The sequence below is a fragment of the Castellaniella sp. genome, assembly GCF_036379515.1.
In the GTDB taxonomy this organism is placed as follows: domain Bacteria; phylum Pseudomonadota; class Gammaproteobacteria; order Burkholderiales; family Burkholderiaceae_B; genus Castellaniella.
The window spans coordinates 42,003-58,176 of the sequence record NZ_DASVGN010000019.1 but is presented as its reverse complement, the minus strand read 5'-3'; the positions used below and the strand labels follow the sequence as shown (position 1 = coordinate 58,176).

12 protein-coding genes and 1 other RNA gene are annotated in these 16,174 nt (G+C 62.4%); 10 read left to right on the top strand and 3 right to left on the bottom strand.

Annotation, left to right across the window (positions count from 1 at the left end; all coding sequences use genetic code 11):
* The first annotated feature begins 38 nt into the window (after positions 1 to 38).
* Complete coding sequence (locus tag VF285_RS06390) at positions 39 to 914, top strand: lytic transglycosylase domain-containing protein (protein WP_346951790.1); 876 nt, start codon at positions 39 to 41, stop codon at positions 912 to 914.
* A 24-nt stretch (positions 915 to 938) separates the two neighbouring features.
* Here VF285_RS06390 and VF285_RS06385 read toward each other — a convergent pair whose 3' ends face one another.
* Entirely contained in the window at positions 939 to 2,138 is a 1,200-nt protein-coding gene (locus VF285_RS06385) for a pyridoxal phosphate-dependent aminotransferase (RefSeq protein ID WP_346951789.1), read from the bottom strand.
* 65 nt (positions 2,139 to 2,203) lie between these two features.
* Between VF285_RS06385 and VF285_RS06380 the strand changes: the two genes are divergently transcribed.
* The 4 genes from VF285_RS06380 (at position 2,204) to VF285_RS06365 (ending at position 7,161) form a co-directional block, all read left to right on the top strand.
* Entirely contained in the window at positions 2,204 to 3,103 is a 900-nt protein-coding gene (locus tag VF285_RS06380) for a hypothetical protein (protein WP_346951788.1), read from the top strand.
* 119 nt (positions 3,104 to 3,222) lie between these two features.
* Positions 3,223 to 5,517: an NADP-dependent malic enzyme gene (locus tag VF285_RS06375; protein ID WP_346951787.1), complete on the top strand. Its 2,295-nt coding sequence runs from the start codon at positions 3,223 to 3,225 to the stop codon at positions 5,515 to 5,517.
* The gene (locus VF285_RS06370; RefSeq protein ID WP_346951786.1) at positions 5,492 to 6,703 is read left to right on the top strand and encodes a patatin-like phospholipase family protein; all 1,212 of its coding nucleotides are present in this window, start codon (positions 5,492 to 5,494) and stop codon (positions 6,701 to 6,703) included. The genes VF285_RS06375 and VF285_RS06370 overlap by 26 nt, the downstream gene beginning before the upstream one ends.
* Positions 6,691 to 7,161: a barstar family protein gene (locus VF285_RS06365; protein WP_414648085.1), complete on the top strand. Its 471-nt coding sequence runs from the start codon at positions 6,691 to 6,693 to the stop codon at positions 7,159 to 7,161. The genes VF285_RS06370 and VF285_RS06365 overlap by 13 nt, the downstream gene beginning before the upstream one ends.
* A gap of 8 nt (positions 7,162 to 7,169) precedes the next feature.
* On the opposite strand, the gene VF285_RS06360 is transcribed toward VF285_RS06365, so the two are convergent.
* Positions 7,170 to 7,892: a 16S rRNA (uracil(1498)-N(3))-methyltransferase gene (locus VF285_RS06360; protein ID WP_346951784.1), complete on the bottom strand. Its 723-nt coding sequence runs from the start codon at positions 7,890 to 7,892 to the stop codon at positions 7,170 to 7,172.
* A gap of 94 nt (positions 7,893 to 7,986) precedes the next feature.
* Here VF285_RS06360 and tkt point away from each other — a divergent pair, with 94 nt between their 5' ends.
* The 3 genes from tkt to VF285_RS06345 all read left to right on the top strand — a co-directional run bounded on the left by tkt (position 7,987) and on the right by VF285_RS06345 (position 12,347).
* Positions 7,987 to 10,032 carry a transketolase gene (tkt, locus tag VF285_RS06355; RefSeq protein ID WP_346951783.1) on the top strand — a complete coding sequence of 682 codons (2,046 nt, stop codon included), beginning with the start codon at positions 7,987 to 7,989 and terminating at the stop codon, positions 10,030 to 10,032.
* Between the two features lie 14 nt (positions 10,033 to 10,046).
* Positions 10,047 to 11,057: a type I glyceraldehyde-3-phosphate dehydrogenase gene (gap, locus tag VF285_RS06350; protein WP_346951782.1), complete on the top strand. Its 1,011-nt coding sequence runs from the start codon at positions 10,047 to 10,049 to the stop codon at positions 11,055 to 11,057.
* A 105-nt stretch (positions 11,058 to 11,162) separates the two neighbouring features.
* Positions 11,163 to 12,347, top strand: coding sequence for a phosphoglycerate kinase (locus tag VF285_RS06345; protein ID WP_346951781.1), 1,185 nt, complete (start codon positions 11,163 to 11,165; stop codon positions 12,345 to 12,347).
* A gap of 70 nt (positions 12,348 to 12,417) precedes the next feature.
* Here VF285_RS06345 and VF285_RS06340 read toward each other — a convergent pair whose 3' ends face one another.
* On the bottom strand, positions 12,418 to 13,950 hold the full coding sequence (locus VF285_RS06340) for an MDR family MFS transporter (protein WP_346951780.1): 1,533 nt from the start codon (positions 13,948 to 13,950) through the stop codon (positions 12,418 to 12,420).
* Between the two features lie 145 nt (positions 13,951 to 14,095).
* Here VF285_RS06340 and ffs point away from each other — a divergent pair.
* Together ffs and dnaX are read left to right on the top strand one after the other, a co-directional pair.
* An RNA gene (ffs, locus tag VF285_RS06335) (signal recognition particle sRNA small type) lies at positions 14,096 to 14,193 on the top strand.
* A gap of 37 nt (positions 14,194 to 14,230) precedes the next feature.
* The gene (gene dnaX / locus VF285_RS06330; protein WP_346951779.1) at positions 14,231 to 16,159 is read left to right on the top strand and encodes a DNA polymerase III subunit gamma/tau; all 1,929 of its coding nucleotides are present in this window, start codon (positions 14,231 to 14,233) and stop codon (positions 16,157 to 16,159) included.
* The last annotated feature ends 15 nt before the right edge of the window (positions 16,160 to 16,174 follow it).

Below are 16,174 nucleotides of genomic sequence, written 5' to 3'. Positions count from 1 at the left end.
TACCACCGACCCCCGCCCAAGGGTTGCCGGAGCCTCCGATGTTTGACCTTGCCGTGCGCGAACAGCTGCGCTCGGGTGTTCGGTTGGCCATGGCCCCAGTGGGCGAATTCATTCACGTCAGTGCCATCTACCTGGGGCTGGCCGTGCTCACGACGCTGGGCTTGAGCCTGGTGCTGCCGTCCATGCGCCAGCAGTCGCAGCAGTTGCACGAAGTCGTGCTTACCATGTTCCAGGCTAACGATGGTAATTATGGGGCAAGCGACGACGCTGAAAGTCCCGATTGGACAGTGCCCACGCCACCCGCCTCGGCGAGTGTGGCGGCGCCCCCATCAGGGCCCTCGAGTGAGCAGCCTTCCGGCGCTGCCCCGGCACCTGAAGAAGCAGCGACTGCGACCGGTTTTCCCAGCTTCACACAGGCCTTGGTCGCCAGCATGCAGGACCGTCCCGTCAAGGGGCTGACTCGAGCGCAGGATCACGGCTTGCGCAGCTATTTGGCCCGTAAGTACCGGATTGCGCCCAGTGTGGCCGGCGCGCTGATACGCACGGCGTTTTCCGTAGGACGAGACGAGCGCGTGGACCCGCAACTGCTGCTGGCCGTTATCGCGATCGAATCGCGCTACAACCCGTTCGTGGAAAGTGCGGTGGGCGCACAAGGACTCATGCAGATCATGACCAATGTGCACCGCGACAAGCTCAAGCGGAGTGGTGGTCGCACAGCCGTCTTCAATCCGGTCATGAACATTCGCGTCGGAGCCCAGATTTTGTCAGACTGCATCAAGCGGCGTGGATCGCTTGAGGGTGGGCTGGCCTGTTATGTGGGTGCTACCGGAGCCGGAGACGGTGGCTATGGGGCGCGTGTGTTGGCCGAGCGCAGGCGCATTGCCCTGGCCTCGGGGCTTCCCCCCGGTCGGTGAGACTGGAATGAAGCGGAGCGAGGTTCAAGCGGGATCTGGTGCCATCGAACCGGCTTCCGATCGCAGGTGATCCAGAAAGCCTTCCATGCGGCTCGTTGCTTCCTTGAGGCGGTCCAAGCCTGTCGCGTATGAGAAGCGCACTGTGTGGCGTGCATGGGCTTCGCCGAAATCCAGGCCTGGGACGGCCGCCACGTGAGCTTCGTTGAGCAGACGCCGACAGAATGTGGCGCCGTCGACGCCGAAGTTCCGGATGTCGGCAAAGATGTAGAACGCGCCGTCGGGCGCTGCAGGAACCTGCAGCCCCATGTGAGCAAACGCGGGCAGCAGATAATCGCGTCGTTCTTTGAAGGAGAGGCGGCGCTGTTCGTAGATATGCATGACTTCCGGCTCGAAGCAGCTCAGGGCGGCATGCTGCGCAAGTGCGGGTGCGCAAATGACCAGGCTGGCCGCGAGTCGTTCGACGGCAGGCATCAGATTGGCGGGAGCGATCAGCCATCCGAGGCGCCAGCCGGTCATGTGAAAATATTTTGAGAAGCTGTTGATGACCAGCAGGTCGTCATCCAGCGTCAGCGCGCTTTGCGGGGCCTCGTCGTAGTACAGCCCCAGATAGATCTCGTCCATGATCACGTAACCACCCCGGGTTCGCACGGCGGCGATCAGTGCGCGCAAGGCTTCGCGGGGCATCGAGGTACCGGTGGGGTTGCTGGGCGAGGCGATCAGGACTCCACGTGTGTGGGGCCCCCAGTACGTTGCGATGTCATCGGCCTGCAGCTGGAACCGGTTTTCGGCTGTGGTGGGCACCAGGCGCGTGGTGCCCCCCGCGGCCGTCACGAAATTGCGGTTTGCCGGGTAGGACGGGTCCGGCATGAGGATTTCGTCGCCGGGGTTGACCAATACAAGTGCGGCCAACATCAAGGCTCCCGAGGCGCCTGCCGTGATCAGGATGCGGGCAGGGTCTATCGTGGCCCCAAACTGGGTCTGGTAATAATGCGCGATGGCTTCCCGGAGGGCCGGGATGCCCGCAGGCGCCGTATAGCCGCTGAGCCCGGCATCCGCTGCGCGCCGGAGTGTCTCCAGCACGCGCGTCGGGGCGGTGAAATCGGGTTCGCCGATGCCCAGGCTGATGACGTCGTGCCCTTGCGCAGCCAATGCCTGAGCCTGTTTCAGGACTTCTACAGCGTAGAATGGCACCGTGCGTTCTGTTCTCTCGGCCGCTTGGAGCATGGATCAATCTCGGGGATTCGATTCGAAACTCTGATTGTAGCCTTTCACCCTCAGGAGTCACCGCCATGCAGTCGTCGTCACGCCGTGCGTTTTTGACTGGACACCGCACGGAACGATCCCCTTGGGAGACCTTCCTGTCACGCCTGCAGCGGGTGGCCGAAGGGCATGTCTATGACTTTTCGACCCCCGTCAATAGCGCGCGGTTGGTGCCGCAGCAAATGCAAGATGTCTATCATGCCCGGTCTTTGTGTCTGGAATACGGCATTCATTTTGCGTTGGACGGCATCCCGCACGCTTCGGCACTGGCCGATACCCCGGTGCTATGGGTAGAACCGGGCAATGGCATGGAACGCTACGAACGGCTGGGGCCGGATGATCCCCGCTGGTTCGTGCAGCCTGGCTGCTTCATTGGCGACCTGGAGCAGGCGGGGTTGCCGCAGTTTCGCGACCAGCCTCCCCATTTGACGGTGGCCGCCTGGCTGGCGGATCGCAGCCTTTGCGACTGGGATGCCGGTGATACGGCCGCCAGCGGCCTGGTCCATGCGCTGGTCCTGTTGGCGGACGGCACTCAGGCCAACCTGGGTGCCTTTGGGGTCGACAGCCGCAAACCGCTGGATAACCCCCGCTTGCAGCAGATGGTGCCTAGGCTCTTCGAACTGAGCGGGCAGGCGGGCGCGGTGGCTCCCGATGCGCTGTGGAATGCTCGCTATCGCCTGGATGCGCTCAAGCCCATTGCCGGTCGTACCCTCAATCTGTCGCATCTGCTGTTGGGCCATGGCGGCGAGCTGGGGTGGGTCGAGTGGCTGGTGTTCGACGAGCGACTGGGTCAGCCCGTCGATCGCGACTATCCCGACCGCTTTGGTACTCGAGAGGCATCGCTGAACACGGACGCGTCGACAGATCAGGTGATCAAGGGGCTTTTCGACCCCGAGGGTTTGTTCCCGTCGCAGGCCCAGCGGTTCTGATCGTTTTGACCTCACTCGGTGCCTGAATGGGTGGCGTGCTGCGTGTGCGTATCACCGGCGCGTACAAGCGGCTAGAATGACTCTTGTCATACTCCTTCACATCCACAAGGCAACAACACATGGACGAATCGTTGCGTGCGGCGGCTCTCGAATATCACGAACATGGCCGCCCCGGAAAAATTTCAGTCACTCCAACCAAACAGCTCTCCAATCAGCACGATCTGGCGTTGGCCTACTCGCCCGGGGTGGCGGCGGCTTGTGAAGAGATCGTGGCTGATGAGCACAATGCCGTACGTTTTACCGGGCGCGGGAATCTGGTCGGCGTCATCACCAATGGCACGGCCGTTTTGGGCTTGGGGGCTATTGGGCCGCTCGCAGCCAAACCGGTGATGGAAGGCAAGGCAGTCCTGTTCAAGAAGTTTTCGGGGCTGGATGTCTTCGACATCGAAATCAACGAGCGCGATCCCGAAAAACTGGTCGAGATCATTGCCGGGCTGGAACCGACGTTCGGCGGCATCAACCTCGAGGACATCAAGGCGCCAGAATGCTTCTACGTCGAGCGCAAGTTGCGCGAACGCATGAAGATCCCCGTGTTTCACGATGATCAGCACGGGACTGCCATTTGCGTCACTGCAGCCTTCATCAATGGGCTCGAAGTCGTCGGCAAGGACGTGTCCAAGGTAAAGGTCGTCGTGTCGGGCGCAGGTGCTGCGGCGTTGGGCTGCCTTGATCTCATGATGGACATGGGGCTGCCTCTCGAGCACGTCTGGGTCTCCGACATCGAAGGCGTGGTCTACGAAGGCCGTACCGTCCTGATGGACGAAAAGAAAGCCAAGTTTGCAAAGAAAACAGACGCACGCACGCTCGACGACATCATTGCCGATGCCGATGTCTTCCTTGGGCTGTCTGCGGGTGGTGTTCTCAAGCCTTCCATGGTCAAGAAAATGGCCGATCGCCCGCTCATTCTGGCGCTGGCCAATCCCAATCCCGAAATCCTCCCTTCTGACGCCCTGGGTGTCCGGCCGGATGCCGTGATTGCCACGGGGCGCTCGGATTTTCCGAATCAGGTCAACAACGTGTTGTGTTTCCCGTACATTTTTCGGGGCGCACTCGACGTGGGAGCCACCACCATCACACGCGGGATGGAAAAAGCGGCAGCGCTTGCCATGTGCAAGCTGGCGCGCGAAGAGCAGAACGACATCGTGGCTGCGGCCTATGGGCTGTATGACGTCTCGTTCGGGTCCAACTATTTCATCCCCAAGCCTTTCGATCCGCGACTGATCGTGCGCATTTCGCCCGCCGTGGCGCAGGCCGCCATGGATGACGGGGTTGCGACGCGCCCCATCGCCGACATGAAGAGCTACTCCAGCCAGCTGGAGCAGTTCGTCTACCACTCTGGCGCCTTCATGAAGCCCTTGTTTTCTGCTGCCCGGGCCATGGTCCGCGAGGGTGGCAAAGCGCGCATCGTGTTTGCCGAAGGCGAGGACGAGCGTGTGCTGCGCGCCGTACAGATCGTCGTCGATGAAGGCCTGGCACACCCCATCCTGATTGGCCGCCCAGCTGTGCTGGAGGCGCGCATTGAAAAATACGGCCTGCGCATCCGTCTGGACAAAGACGTCGAGGTCACCAATCCGGAACACGACGAGCGTTTCCACAAGTACTGGACCACGTATTGGGAGCTCATGTGCCGGCGCGGCATCACCAAGGAGATGGCGCGTGTCGAGACGCGTCGCCGCTTGACCTTGATCGGTGCCATGATGGTGCGGCTGGGCGATGCCGACGGCATGATCTGCGGCACGGTAGGTTCTTATGGCAACCACCTGCGCTTCATCGACGAGGTGCTGGGGCGCCAGGACGGCGTACAGACCTATGCAGCCATGAACATCCTGCTGCTTGACGAGCGCACCATTGCGCTGGCCGACACGCACGTCAACGACAATCCGGATGCGGCGCAGGTAGCGGAGATCACTCTGATGGCTGCGGCTGAAATGCGGCGCCTGAACATCGAACCCAAGGTGGCTTTGCTGTCGCGCTCGAACTTTGGCACGGGCAGTTCGTCTTCGGGCGAAAAAATGCGTGCGGCGCTGGCGCTTGTTCGTGAGCGAGACCCCGACCTCGAGGTCGACGGCGAGATGCATGGCGATTGTGCGCTGGACCCGGCACTGCGCGAGCGCATCCTGCCTTCGACCACGCTGCACGGCGAAGCCAACTTGCTCATTTGCCCCAGTGTGGATTCCGGCAATATTGCCTACAACCTGCTCAAGACGGCGGCCGGTGGCAACGTGGCCGTGGGGCCATTCCTGCTGGGTGCGAACGCCCCGGTTCACATCTTGACGTCGAGCTCGACCGTGCGCCGTATTGTCAACATGGCCGCGCTCACCGTGGTCGATGCCAACAAACCGCGACACGCCTGAGAAGCCAGCCGTTGGCCTGGTCCTGACTGGGGGCGGCGCGCGCGCTGCTTACCAGTCAGGGGTGCTGTCCGGCGTTCTTGATATCCTTGACCCTGAACGGCGAGCGGGTTTTCGCAATCCGTTTGCCATCATCAGCGGGACTTCTGCGGGCGCCATCAATGCCACTGCGCTCGCTTGCCGAGCCCATCGGATACATCGGGCGGCCGATCATCTGTGTCGGCTATGGAGTTCACTGCATACGTCCGACATCTATTACACGGATGCCGCGCATCTGTTGTCGTCCGGTTTGCAGTGGCTGGGCATGTTCGGCCTGGGCTGGATTCGGCCGCAGCTGGCGCGCTATGCGCCGCATTCCATGCTCAACAATGAGCCGCTGGTGGGGCTGCTCTCGCACGTCCTGAATTTTTCTCATTTGCGTTCGAATCTGGCTCGAGGTCATCTGGATGCTCTGGCCATCACGGCGACTGCCTACACCACGGGTGAACACCTCACGTTTTATCAGGCGCATCGCCGGATTCTTCCCTGGACCCGCACCTTGCGACGTGCCGTGGCCGGCGACATCGGGGTCGATCACCTGATGGCGTCCAGCGCGATCCCCTTTGTTTTCCCGGCGCGGGCGATTCAGACGGGTAAGCAGACCTTGTGGTGCGGCGACGGTTCGATGCGCCAGCTGGCGCCCATCAGCCCCGTGATTCATCTGGGAGCTGAGCGGGTGTTTGTGGTCAGCACCAATTTCAGCGGTGAGATCCATCCGGATGTGAGTGAATTGCATCCTGCATACCCCAATCTGGCGCAAATTGCCGGACATACGCTGTCCAACATTTTTCTCGATGGCGTGTCCGTCGATCTGGAGCGCATGGAGCGTATCAATGAGCTGCTTGCGCGAATCCCGACAAATGGATTAAAAAGCGAGTCACTGCGACCCATCCACACCTTGATGATCGCGCCCAGCCGTTCGCTTGACGATATCGCGCTGGAGCACCTGGATGAACTGCCGCGTGCCGTGCGTACCTTGTTCCGCGTGCTGGGCGTTTCACCACGAAAAGTCGAGGCCGGAGGGGGAGCGCTTGCGTCGTACCTGCTGTTTGAAGCAGGCTATACCCAGGAGCTGATCGCGTTGGGCAGGGCAGACAGCATGAGCCAGGCTGAAGAAGTCATCGCTTTTTTCAAGGAGTGGTCCGCATGAGTTCGGCCCAGATCAAAAAAATGCTCACCCAGGGCGTGGTCGATGCCCAGGCAGTCTCCGAACAAGATGCCATGGCGGCTGCCACCCAGGAGGGCCTGTCCGCGTTCGTCGTCGATTGCGACCGGGCACGCAACCGCTCGGCCGTGCTGAGGGCTGTCGTCAAGGCCATCGATTATCCCGAGTTCTTTGGAGGCAATCTGGATGCGCTGTACGACGGCCTTTGCGACACCCTGAGCGACCAGAAAGTCGGTCTGTTTCTGTGGTTCCGTCACCTGCATTCCGGCGACCCGGCGCTGGCAGCCGATGCCGAGGCCATTGCGGCCGTCTGCAACGACGTGGTCGAATTTGGCCAGAACAACGAGCGCCAGTTTGCCTACGCGATTCAGCACGCCGGCGCGCACCCCGCACCCGAGCCTGGCGTGGACCCCACCCCGTATTCGGGGCGCGCAGAGGTCTGACGCTGCGGCTACCAGCCCAAAACGGCGGTGGCAGCAGCGACCAATGCGATACCCGCCGTTTCTGTGCGCAAAATCCGAGGCCCGAACTGGATGCCTTCCAGTCCGTGGCCTCGCGCGTGGTCGAGTTCGCCGGGGGACCAGCCTCCTTCGGGCCCCACGACCAAATTCAGTTCCCGATCGGCACGCGCCAAGGCAGTTGCAAAGGTTTGTTTCCCCTCGGGGTGGCAGACTAGGGTCAGACCCGTCAGGGTGCCCAGGCAACGACTCAGCGAGGCGGGTTCGTGTACCTGCAACAGGCGGTTGCGTCCACTTTGTTCGCTGGCCGCTGTGACGATGGCGCGCCAGTGCTGCAGGCGCTTTTCCAGGCGTGTACCGATCAGTTTCAAGACACTGCGCTCGGCCGCGATGGGGTAGAGGTCACTCACGCCCAGCTCTACGGCTTTTTCAACCACCCAGTCCATCTTGTCACCCGAGGCGATGCCTTGGACGAGGCGGATTTTTCCCTTGAGCTCGGAGTCGATGTTTTCGAAATCACCGAGAGTGGCCAGCACCTCGCGTCCGGAGATTTTCAGTGTGGCAGGATATTCGCCCCCTTCGCCGTTGAACAACGTGACGACGTCGCCGTCGACCAGCCGCAGTGCGCGCAAGGCGTGATGGGCTGTCGTGGCTGGCAACGCGATCTGTTGCCGTGCTTGCAGAGGAGTGGGGCAGAAGAAGCGGGGAGCAGGCATAGGGGCGGGGATGGTAAAATCCGAGGCTTTGTCACCCCTGTATTTTAGGGTGGTGCTCTGGTGTGTGCCACGGGCGTCATCCATTGAGACTGCTATGAGTGTCTTGCCTGCCCCAGATCCTTCCATGGCCAACGTGATTCGTGTGCTTGCCATGGATGCCGTGCAACAAGCCAAGTCCGGGCATCCGGGTGCGCCCATGGGCATGGCCGACATCGCGCATGTGCTCTGGACCCGTCATCTGCGCCACAACCCGGCCGATCCTGCCTGGATGAACCGCGACCGTTTCGTGTTGTCCAACGGGCATGGTTCCATGCTGATCTACGCCTTGCTGCACCTTACGGGGTACGATCTTCCCATGTCAGAGCTGCGGCGGTTCCGGCAACTGCATTCGCGCACGCCAGGCCACCCCGAAGTCGGTGTCACTCCTGGGGTAGAGACTACCACCGGGCCGCTGGGCCAGGGGCTCGCCAATGCAGTAGGCATGGCGCTGGCCGAAGCCTTGCTTGCGCAGGAGTTCAACCGCCCCGGGCACACCATTGTCGACCACGTCACGTATGCGTTTGTCGGTGATGGTTGCCTGATGGAAGGCATTTCTCATGAGGCATGCTCATTGGCCGGCACGCTGGGCTTGTCCCGACTGGTCGTGTTCTATGACGATAACGGGATTTCGATCGACGGCCACGTGAACAACTGGTTTGCCGACGATACACCAGCGCGCTTCGAGGCCTATGGCTGGAACGTGCTGCGCGGGGTCGACGGTCACGACATGGCCGCCCTTGAGGCCGCCATGGTTCAGGCTCAGGAAAATGTGAACGCGGGGCGTGGCCCCACGCTTATCTGCTGCCGCACCGAGATCGGTCATGGCGCGCCCAACAAGGCGGGTTCCGAGAAAGTGCACGGTTCGCCTCTGGGGGCTGATGAAGTGGCAGCCACCCGCAAGGCGTTGGGCTGGACGCTTCCTCCTTTTGAGGTGCCCGATGACGTGTATGCCTACTGGGATGGTCGGGCACGAGGGGCACAGCTGCAAGCCGAGTGGCAGGGTCGCTTCGACCGTTATGCGCTTGCATACCCCTCGCTTGCAGCGGAACTCAAGCGGCGCATGGCGGGTGAACTTCCTGCCGATTTTCCGCAGCGTGCGCAGGCGTTTGTTCAGTCTACCCAGGATAAGGCCGAATCCATTGCGACTCGCAAAGCCTCGCAGCAAGCCATTGCTGCGTTTGCAGAGATTCTGCCGGAGCTTTTGGGCGGGTCGGCCGACCTGACCGGGTCGAATTTCACCGATTGGCCAGGCGTCGCGCCTGTGCGTCGCGGCGAAGCGCATCTGCAGGCGGGGCGCCATATCAATTTTGGGGTGCGTGAATTCGGCATGGCCGCCGTCCTGAATGGCATTGCGCTCCATGGCGGCTTTCTGCCTTTTGGCGGAACCTTCCTGACCTTCTCGGATTATTCGCGCAATGCGCTGCGCATGGCAGCTCTCATGCGTCAACGCGTGGTGCATGTCTTCACACACGATTCCATTGGCCTGGGCGAAGACGGCCCGACGCACCAGCCGGTTGAACACGCCGGCAGTTTGCGTCTGATTCCCAACCTTCATGTGTGGCGTCCGTGCGATACGACCGAGACCGCAGTCGCCTGGTGCGAGGCCCTGTCGCGTCCGACCAGCATTGGGATGGACGTGCATGCGGGGGGACCTTCTGCGTTGCTGCTGTCGCGTCAGAATCTTCCCTTTGTGGCGCGCGACGCCGCCACGACCGAGGCCATTGCCCGGGGCGGCTATGTCCTGCGCGACATGGTGGGGGCTCGCGCCGTCATTCTGGCGACGGGTTCCGAGGTCGAACTGGCCCTGCGTGCGCAGGATCAGCTGGCGGCTCGGGGGGTTGCCACCCGCGTGGTGTCCATGCCTTGTACCGAACTTTTCGATGCTCAAGACAATACCTGGCGGACGTCGGTCCTGCCTGCAGGGCTGCCGCGCGTGGCGGTCGAAGCAGGCGGCACGACCACTTGGTACAAATACGTGGGCACGACGGGCGCTGTAGTAGGAATCGATACCTTTGGCGAGTCGGCTCCGGCCAGCGCACTCTTCACCCATTTCAACCTGACGGCCGAGCATGTGGCCGCTACGGTCGAGCAGCTTTTGTAAACAGGAGAACGTTCATGACTATTCGCGTCGCAATCAACGGCTATGGCCGTATCGGCCGCAACGTGCTTCGTGCCCACTACGAAGATGGCAAGAAGCACGACATTCAGATCGTGGCGATCAACGATCTTGGCAACCCCGAGACCAACGCCCACCTGACGCGTCACGATACGGCGCACGGGCGTTTCCCAGGTACCGTCGAGGTGCAAGGCGATTATCTCGTCGTCAACGGCGACCGCATCCGCGTGCTGGCCGAGCGTGATCCAGCCAAATTGCCGTGGGGCGAACTCAAGGTCGACGTAGTGCTGGAATGCACGGGCCTGTTTGCCACCAAGGAAAAGGCCTCGGCCCACCTGAAGGGCGGCGCCAAGAAGGTCATCATTTCTGCGCCGGGGGGCAAGGACGTCGACGCCACCATCGTCTATGGCGTGAATCATCAGATTCTCAAGGCTTCCGACACGGTGATCTCCAACGCGTCGTGCACCACCAATTGTCTGGCGCCGCTGGTCTATCCCTTGCACCACAAGTTGGGCATCGTGCATGGCCTCATGACGACAGTGCACTCGTACACCAACGATCAGGTGCTGACGGACGTCTATCACAAGGATTTGCGCCGCGCCCGTTCGGCCACGCACAACATGATCCCGACCAAGACGGGTGCTGCATCCGCGGTGGGGCTGGTGCTGCCTGAACTCGACGGCAAGCTCGACGGTTTCGCCATCCGGGTGCCTACGCTGAACGTTTCCATCGTGGACCTGACTTTTACGGCCAAGCGGGACACGTCGGTGGAAGAGGTCAACGGCATCCTCAAAGAGGCAGCCAACGGCTCGCTCAAGGGCATCCTGGCTTACACGACTGAGCCGCTGGTGTCGAGTGACTTCAACCATAGCCCGCTCTCCAGCACGGTGGATGCAGAGCTGACCAAGGTGCAGGGGTCGTTGGTCAAGGTGGCTTCGTGGTATGACAACGAGTGGGGTTTCTCCAACCGCATGCTCGACACCACCGTGGCGTTCATGTCGGCCAAGTAAACGCGTGTCAATCAGACGCAGGGCGGGGTGACCCGCCCTCGTCGTATCCAGGGCCCGCCGAGCGAGACTTTCTTGGCAGGACGCCCGATGTCTATGGGGAATTCAATGTCTGTTTTGACGCTGTCGGGGCTTGCGCGGTCGGGCTCCTTGAAGGGCAAGCGTGTTTTCATTCGATCGGATCTGAACGTGCCGCTGGAAGCGGGCCGCATCACGGAAGATACCCGCGTGCGCGCCTCGGTGCCGGCCATTCGTCTGGCGCTGGGTGCCGGTGCAAGCGTCATGGTGACTTCTCATCTGGGTCGACCCACAGAAGGCGCCGTGAGACCGGAGGATACCCTGGCTCCGGTGGCACAGCGTCTGTCGGAACTGTTGGGCCAACCGGTGCGTCTGGTGACCGAGTGGGTGGACGGCGTGTCGCTTGCGCCGGGCGAGGTCGTTCTGCTCGAAAATTGCCGCTGCAACGTTGGTGAAAAGAAAAATGACCCGGCGCTTGCGCGTCGGATGGCCGCTTTGTGTGATGTGTATGTCAATGATGCCTTCGGAACGGCACATCGGGCTGAAGCCACGACGGCCGGCATGGCGCAATTTGCACCGGTGGCCTGTGCGGGCCCGTTACTGGAAGCCGAGCTGCACGCCTTGGGGCGCGCCCTTCAGGCACCTCGCCGCCCGATGGTCGCTATTGTGGGGGGCTCCAAGGTGTCCACCAAGTTGTCCATCCTTCAATCCCTGGCCGAAAAAGTGGATCAGCTCATCGTGGGAGGAGGCATTGCCAACACTTTCATGCTGGCGGCAGGCCTCCCCATTGGCAAGTCCCTGGCCGAACCCGATAAGGTCGATCAGGCAAAGGCAGTGCTGCAGGCCATGAAGGCACGAGGTGTGGAGGTCCCCATTCCTGTCGATGTGGTCGTAGCTCAAACCTTTTCAGCCGAGGCCCCTGCGACGGTGAAGCGCGTACAGGACGTTGCTCCCGACGATCTGATCCTGGACGTGGGGCCGCAGACGGCGGCACTGCTTGCTGCGCAGTTGCGCAAGGCGGGCACCATCGTCTGGAACGGTCCGGTGGGTGTGTTCGAGTTTGAAGCGTTTTCTCATGGGACTGAGGCAATTGCGCGGGCTATTGCCGAGTCTGATGGCTTCTCCATTGCCGGGGGTGGTGACACGCTGGCGGCGATCTCCAGGTTCGGTATTGCCAATCAGGTCGGGTATATCTCCACTGGCGGCGGCGCATTCCTGGAGTTTCTCGAAGGCAAGGCGCTACCCGCGGTGGCGGCGCTCGAAGCCCGCGCCTGACGGTCCGGCGGCACTCTGCCGCCTGGGTCCACTCATGGGAGGGCCTCAGGTGCAGACCCATGTCGGCGTGTCAGCCGGGTTCTACCCCAGCCTCGACCTGGGGGTGCCTGGGAACGATCCAGAGCACCAGCAGCAATGCGATCACGGCGACGCCTGTCATGCCCACATACACCTGGTGGGTGGACAGGTCGAAGGCAGCCTGTAGAAATTGGTGCAGTTCTGCGCCGGCCGTCCGGCTCTGCAGCACTGTCACGACGTCGTTGACGTTGGGCAGAGCGCCTTGCAGAGTGCCGGGGGCCCGCTCCAGCTCTTTGATCATGGCGGCGTTGAAGATGGCTCCCGCAATGGCGGCGCCCAGGCTCTGGCCCAGGTACCGCGACCACATGTTGGCACTGGTCACCACGCCGCGCTGGTTCCACGGCACGATGGACTGAACTCCCACCAGCAGAGGGGTTGACAGCATGCCGAAGCCTGCTCCGATCAACAACTGGTCCAGCAGGACCAGCCACGTCGATGGTGCGGCAGGCAGCATCACGAAGCCCAGGCCTCCCGCGGCCATCAGGACGGCCCCGAAAAGCGCCGTGTCTCTGAACCCATGTTTCAGGTAGAGGCTACCCGACCAGGCAGAAGCAGCCACCCAGCCGATGCTGCTCGTGGCCAGTACCAGGCCGGCGGCAATGGCGCCTAGCCCCATGACGGATTGCGCAAAAACGGGCAGGTAGGTGCTGGGCGCCATCATGACCAATCCCATGCCCAGTGTCCCGAGGTTGGACCCCAGCAGCACGGGCCGGCTCCAGACCCATCCAGGCATGATGGGTTCGGCAGCCGTGCGTTCGCGCAGGATGGTGGCCGCAATCAGCAGGCCCGCAATCCCGAAGGTGGCAAGACTGGGGGACGAGTACCAGGCCCAGGCGTTGCCGCCTTGCAGAAGGCCAAATACCACCGCTGAACCTGCCAGCATCATGAGTATCGCGCCGGCGAAATCGATGGCGTGGTGGCGTTCAGGCGCTTTCTCGTGCAGGAAACGACCGAGCAGCACCAGCGCGATCAGGCCGATGGGCAGGTTGACCAGGAACACCCAGTGCCAAGTTGCGTATTGCGCGAAGGCGCCTCCCAGCGTAGGGCCCACGATGGCTGCAATGCCCCAGACACCCGAGAGCCAACCCTGGATGCGGGCACGTTCGCGCACTGAGTACAGATCGGCGGCCAGGGTGTTCACTGTGGCCATGATGGTGCCCGCCCCCAGCCCCTGCAGGCCCCGAAACACGATGAGCGCGAGCATGCTCCACGCCGTGGCGCAGGCAGCCGAGCCCACCAGGAAGACGACGGTGCCCACCATCAGGACAGGCTTGCGACCATAGAGGTCGGCCAGCTTGCCGTAAATGGGGATGGTAACGGTCTGGGCCAGCAGATAAATGGAAAAAAGCCAGCTGAACAGGTCGAATCCGCCCAGGTCGCCCACGATCTGCGGGACGGCGGTGGCCACGATGGTGATGTCCATGGCCGCCAGCGACATGGACATCATGAGTGCAGCCAGTATCCAGCCTCGGTGGGCGGGCGGTGTCGCGGCGGTAGTCGTAATAGCGAGGGAGTTGTCTTGCACTGCTGTATCCAGATTTCAGTCACGCGAAGAAGAGGGCGATCGAGTGGGGCCTGCTCTTCGTGCGCACCCATGTTAGCGCCTGCTGCCGAGCCGGGGGCGGTATGGCGGTACCAGGCCAGGGTCGATTCCCTGTTAGAATGCGCAAGGCGGGCCCCTTCGCATGGTTCGGCGGTGAACCTGGTCAGGTCGGGAACGAAGCAGCCATAGCCGTGCAGAACCAGTGCCGAAGTCAGGCTCGCCACTTCATTTCCCCCTTATGTCGCATATGGGCGGCCTTGTCATGAGCTATCTCGTTTTGGCGCGCAAATGGCGCCCCCGTTCCTTCGATACCTTGATTGGTCAGGATCACGTGGTCCGGGCGCTAACCCATGCCCTATCCTCGGGGCGGCTGCACCACGCATGGCTTTTCACGGGCACTCGGGGGGTGGGCAAGACCACCTTGTCGCGCATTCTGGCCAAGTCGCTCAATTGTGCCGATGGCGTCACTGCCACGCCATGCGGCCATTGCCAGGCGTGCACCGAGATCGATGCCGGACGGTACGTGGATTACATCGAGCTCGATGCTGCCTCGAATCGCGGCGTGGACGAGATGACCCAGCTGCTCGAACAGGCGGTCTACGCGCCGTCGGTGGGCCGCTACAAGGTCTACATGATCGACGAAGTGCACATGCTCACGGGGCATGCGTTCAACGCCATGTTGAAAACGCTGGAAGAGCCACCCGAGCACGTGAAATTCATTCTCGCCACCACCGACCCCCAAAAAATTCCGGTCACGGTGTTGTCGCGCTGTCTGCAGTTCAACCTGAAGCAGATGACGGTGCCCGCCATCGTCGAGCACCTGCAGCACGTCCTGTCGGAAGAATCCATTACGGCCGAGCCACAGGCGCTGAGGCTGATCGCGCAGTCGGCGGCGGGCTCCATGCGCGACGCCCTGTCGCTCACGGATCAGGCCATTTCCTATGCCGCGGGCGATCTCACGACGGCGGCTGTCGGAGAAATGCTGGGCACCTTGGACCAGCATCACCTGGTGGCCTTGCTGCGTGCGTTGGCCGTGGCAGATGCGCCTGCCGTTGTGGCGGTGGCCGATGACCTGGCCACCCGAGGCCTGTCGTTCCAGTCCGCGTTGGCTGATTTGGCTGTGCTGCTGTCCCGGGTCGCCATTGCGCAGCGTCTGGGACATGCCCAGGCCGATGACCCGCTGGCCGCCGAGGTGCAGTCGCTGGCCCAGGCGCTGGCCCCCGACGAAGTCCAATTGTTTTACACGGTGGCGGTGCACAGCCGGCACGAACTCAGCCTGGCGCCCGACGAATACGCGGGCTTCGTCATGGCTTGCCTGCGTATGCTGGGCTTGCTGCCTGCGGATCGTGTCCCTCCCGTGCTCATGCAGCCTGTGCTGCCCGAGCTTGCGGCCGAACAAGCCGCTGCCACCCCTGCAGCGTCGGGTGCAGAGGCCGGAGCTCACTCTCGATCTGTGATTGCGGAACCGGCGATCGCGATACCCGAGCTCCCTCAGCTGCAAGTGGGTCGAGACTCTGCTGCCGAAACCGAAACCGAAACCGAAACCGAAACCGAAGTTGCCCCTGACCCGAAAGCAGTGGTCGACGCTCCCCTTCTCTCCGCTGACCCGGTTCAGGCACGTGCGACCCTGTCATTAGAACCACCTTCGAACGAGCCTGCAGGCGATTGGACAGACAGCGTGCCTGACGTGGCGGATGACTTCGACACCGCTTCCATGGCCGAAGTCGATTCCGACGACCTGGGTCATGCCCTGGCCGGGCTGGAGGCCGCGCCAGCAGCCCCTGCTGCTGAGACTCCTGATCCGGCTCGCATGACGGCCTCTGAATGGCCGGCGCTGGCGGCAAACCTGCCCCTGGGGGGCGCCGCTCGCGCGCTTGCGGTGAACAGCGAGTGGTTGTCGGGCGATGCACATGCCGTGCGCCTGCGGGTCGCCATCCACAGTCTGGTTGAAAGCAGCAGCCAGGACAGGCTGCGCACAGTGTTGTCCGAGCATTTCGGGCGTGCACTGCGGCTGGACGTGGTCTATGGCACTACGGGTGACGACACCGCCTATGCAGTGGATCAGGCTGAACGGGGCCGGCGTCAGGCGGCAGCCGAGCAGGCCGTGCAGGACGATGCGGTGGTTCGCTCGTTGACCGAGCAATTTGCCGCTCGGGTGGTTCCTGGGTCGGTGCAGCCGCCTGCGGTATAGTCGCTTTTTTCGATC